Below are 3,310 nucleotides of genomic sequence, written 5' to 3' on the forward strand. Positions count from 1 at the left end.
CGCGGATGGTGCGGGCGACGGCGTAGGCGATCGAACTCTCGTTGGCGATGCCGACGACCAGGCCGCGCTTGCCGTGCAGGCTGAAGGGATTGCTCATGATGGCTGACTCCAGGGGGAAGGGCCGGATGGTGACGGTCACGGCTCGGCCGGGACCCGACACACGTGGGGAAAATCGACGCTGGACCTGCTGCCGCTGCACATGCCTGACCTTTGATTTTTATAGTGCGGTGCAGCATCGGCCGGGACGAGTATATCCCTGCCGGCAGGCTCGGCCAGCGAATCAAAACCTCCAGGGGGGTTGCGCCAAAGCGCGGATCAGCCGGTGAGGGCCGGGCCGGTCCTGCGGTCGGGGCGGGAAGAACGGCTTCCGGAGCCGGGCCGTGTACGGCAAACCAGGTTTACGGTCACCGCGACCCGGGGGTCGGAATGGCGGGCCGGCAGCGTCCGCTGCGACTCGCGGGGGATGGACGACGGGATGCCGTCGCGCAGGTCATCAACAGGCTTCATGATGCAGCAGCGCCTCCGGGGCGCGAAAAACTCCGCGTGGATCAGTCTGACGGGGCCGGATGACCGCCCTGAGACCCTCCGGTTGCGGATGGCCCTTATGCTGTCATCGGCCGCCCGGCGGAAAACTGATCCGTATCAGCTTGCGGACGCTTCGCTGCTGCAGCGCAAAAACGACGACGCCCCGCAGGGCACGGGGCGTCAGCTTTTCTTTACAGATTTTTTGTGAGCCGGGCAGCGCTCAGCCGATGCTGCAGACCATCGACTGCAAATACTGGCGGAACTGCGCGCCGAGTTCGGCGTGCTTCATGCCGTATTCGACGGTCGCGGTCAGATAGCCGATCTTGCTGCCGCAGTCATAGCGCCGGCCTTCGAATTCGTAGGCCAGCACCTGCTCTTCGAGCAGCAGCGCCGCGATCGCGTCGGTGAGCTGGATCTCGTTGCCGGCACCGCGCGGGGTCTTTTCGAGCAGCTCGAAGATGCGCGGCGTCAGGATGTAGCGACCGACCACCGCCAGGTTCGACGGCGCCTCCTCGGGCTTCGGCTTCTCGACGATGCTGTCGACGTTCGACAGGTGCGCGGCAAACGGCAGCGGCGTGACGATGCCGTACTTGAAGGTTTCTTCGGGCGGCACGCGCTCGACGCCGAGGATCGAGCACTGGTACTTGTCGAAGTGCGCCGCCATCTGCGCCATCGCCCCGCCGCGCGGTGCGTCGATCAGGTCATCGGCGAGCAGCACCGCGCACGGCTCCTGACCGACGATCGGCTTGGCGCAGAGCACCGCGTGACCGAGGCCGAGCGCTTCGGCCTGACGCACGTACACGCAGGAGACGTGCGGCGGCACGATGCTCTGCACGACCTTCAGCAGATCCTTCTTGCCGCGGGTTTCGAGTTCGGTCTCGAGCTCGTAGGCCTTGTCGAAATGATCGGCGATCGCGTTCTTGGTGCGGCCGATGACGAACACCAGCGTATCGACGCCGGCCGCAACCGCTTCCTCGACCGCGTACTGGATCAGCGGCTTGTCGACGATCGGCAGCATCTCCTTCGGGCTGGCCTTGGTGGCCGGCAGGAAGCGGGTGCCGAGGCCGGCGACGGGGAACACGGCCTTGCGAATCTTGCGCTTCACGTTCGGGGTTCCTCGCTCTGTCTTCTGCTGGATAGGGCTGAATAGGGCTGGACATGACCGGACATCGCGGGTTCCGGCCTGAAATGATCGCGGTGATCCGTGGAGCGGCGGCATTCTGCGCGCCGCCCACAGACCCGACAAGCGAACGCCGGCGCGATGGTACGAAGATTGACGCAGCGGTTTCAGGCCACCGCCGGCGGCAACGGCGGATCACCGGCTGCAGGCTGCTCGCCTGCGGGTTCGGTCATCTCCGCCGGCGGAAGTTCTTCGCTGTCGCTGTCCGGCGGGCCATCGCTGCCGGGCGCAGCCGGCTCGCTGCCGGCGGCAGCCACTGCGGTTTCGGCCGCTGCCGGCGCAGCGGGTCCGGGAGGCGGGGCGGCGGCGCTCAGGCGCTGGAAGCCGAGCGCAAGATCGTTGATCAGGTCCTCGATCTCCTCCAGCCCGACGTGCACGCGCAGCCATGGCCCCGCCGTCTTCCACTTGCGCACCGTGCGCGGCGCGTGCGCCGGAATGATCAGGCTCTCGAAGCCGCCCCACGAATAGCCCATGCCGAACAGCTTCAGGCCATCCAGGAAGGCCGCGAGCTGCGTGCGCGTGCACGGATGCAGCTCGAAGCCGAACAGGCCGCAGGCACCGCTGAAGTCGCGCAGCCAGAGATCGTGCTGCGGATGGTCGGGCCGACCCGGATGCACGACGCGCGCGACCTGCGGCTGCTGCACCAGCCAGCGCGCGAGGTCCAGGCCGCTCAGCTCGTGCTGATGCATGCGCACGGCCAGCGTGCGCAGGCCGCGCAGCGCCAGCGACACGTCATCGGGCGCGCTGGCGTTGCCGGTCAGGCGCGCCTGATGCTTCACGGCATCGAGCGTCCCGGCGTTGCAGATCACGGCGCCGAGCATCAGGTCGGAGTGACCGCCGACGTACTTGGTCAGCGCCTGCACCGAGATGTCCGCCCCGAGCGCGAGCGGCTTCATGAAGTAGCCGGCGCTCCAGGTGTCGTCGATCGCGACACGCACGCCGCGGGCATGGGCAACGGCGGCGATCGCCGGCACGTCCTGGAGCTCGAAGGTCAGCGAACCGGGGGATTCGAGGAACACCAGCGCCGTTTCCGGCCTCAGCAGCGCCTCGATGCCGGCCCCGATCAGCGGATCGAAGTACTCGACCGTCACGCCCCGGTGGCGCGCGAGTTCGTCGCAGTAGGCGCGGGTCGGACCGTAGACGCTGTCGGTGATCAGCACGTGCGTGCCGACGTGCGCGAAGGTCGAGATCGCCAGCACCGCCGCCGCGAGGCCCGAGGGCACCAGCACCGTGCCGGCGCCGCCGTGCAGCGCGCTCAGCGCCTCGGCCAGCGCGAACTGCGTCGGCGTGCCGTGGCGGCCGTAGCTCATCGGCACCGGCGTGCGGCCTTCGAGCGCATCGAGGGTCGGGAACAGGATGGTCGAGGCGTGGCAGACCGGGGGATTGACGAGTCCGTCATACCCGGCCCCGGCTCCGGCCCGCCCGTGATGGATCAGTCGGGTATCGTCCTGCATGGCGCCCTCCGGCGGCTCGACGAGGCCGGCGAGCCTAGCACGCCCGCTCCCTGCGGCCGGACACAAGTTGCCATAATCGCCACAGCCGATCCCCGCTGCGCGCCCGCTTGCGCGAAGGAACGCCGATGTCCGTCCGCCGCTGCCTGCTCCT

Annotated in this window: 3 protein-coding genes; 1 reads left to right on the plus strand and 2 read right to left on the minus strand. The window is 68.4% G+C overall.

What is annotated here, in order from left to right:
- Positions 1-463: 463 nt before the first annotated feature.
- On the plus strand, positions 464-733 hold the full coding sequence (locus PKE44_RS16900) for a hypothetical protein (protein WP_324553602.1): 270 nt from the start codon (positions 464-466) through the stop codon (positions 731-733).
- A gap of 12 nt (positions 734-745) precedes the next feature.
- On the opposite strand, the gene galU is transcribed toward PKE44_RS16900, so the two are convergent.
- Both galU and metC read right to left on the minus strand, forming a co-directional pair.
- Positions 746-1,630 (minus strand): UTP--glucose-1-phosphate uridylyltransferase GalU, encoded by an 885-nt coding sequence (galU, locus tag PKE44_RS16905; RefSeq protein WP_324553604.1) that lies wholly within the window; start codon positions 1,628-1,630, stop codon positions 746-748.
- A gap of 182 nt (positions 1,631-1,812) precedes the next feature.
- Positions 1,813-3,159: a cystathionine beta-lyase gene (gene metC, locus PKE44_RS16910; protein ID WP_324553606.1), complete on the minus strand. Its 1,347-nt coding sequence runs from the start codon at positions 3,157-3,159 to the stop codon at positions 1,813-1,815.
- Positions 3,160-3,310 lie beyond the last annotated feature (151 nt).

Source organism: Plasticicumulans sp. (genome assembly GCF_035331805.1).
Classification (GTDB): Bacteria; Pseudomonadota; Gammaproteobacteria; order Competibacterales; family Competibacteraceae; genus Plasticicumulans.